1 protein-coding gene is annotated in these 634 nt (G+C 60.4%); it reads right to left on the bottom strand.

Annotation, left to right across the window (positions count from 1 at the left end):
* Nucleotides 1-634, bottom strand: a 634-nt coding sequence (locus ABR397_RS23080; RefSeq protein WP_350307743.1) for an AMP-binding protein, incomplete at both ends; no start/stop codon positions are given.

The raw sequence follows: 634 nt of genomic DNA, 5'->3' as shown, positions 1-634 counted from the left end.
AGTACCGTCAGTCCGGCCAGCGCTGGCTCGCCCAGCGCCCCACACCCGGCCTCATCCGCCAGTATTACGGACGGCGCGGCATCATGCAGGATATGCGCCAGACGTTCACCCGGATAAGCCGGGTCCAGCGGCACATACGCCCCGCCGGCTTTCAGCACCGCCAATACCGCCACCACCATTGCCGGTGAACGTGACACGCAAATCGCCACCCGCTGATCCGGCTCTACGCCCAGCGCCATCAGCTGATGGGCCAGCCGGTTGGCACGGGCATTGAGTTCGCCATAACTGAGGGTCTGCTCTTCATCTTCATATACTAACGCCGGCGCGTCAGGCGTTTTCGCCACCTGCCGTTCAAACAACTGATGCATGCACAATTGCTCAGGATAGGCGGTTTCCGTGGCGTTCCAGGTTTTTAACAGCAACGTACGTTCCGCTTCCGGCAGAATTTCCAATGCCCGAACAGGCATGTCCGGGGCCTGCTCCAAGGCCGCCGCCAGACTTTCCAGCGCCTGTTGCATATAATCGCACAGGCTTTCCGGATCAAACGGTTGCACTACCTGAGCCGTCAGCCCCAGGGCTTCCCCAAAATCCTCCACTGACAGCATTAACGGATAGTTGGTCCGCTCCTGTGCGC

This window comes from Photorhabdus viridis, from assembly GCF_040256935.1.
GTDB lineage: Bacteria > Pseudomonadota > Gammaproteobacteria > Enterobacterales > Enterobacteriaceae > Photorhabdus > Photorhabdus viridis.
This window is presented reverse-complemented; position numbering and strand designations above follow the sequence as displayed.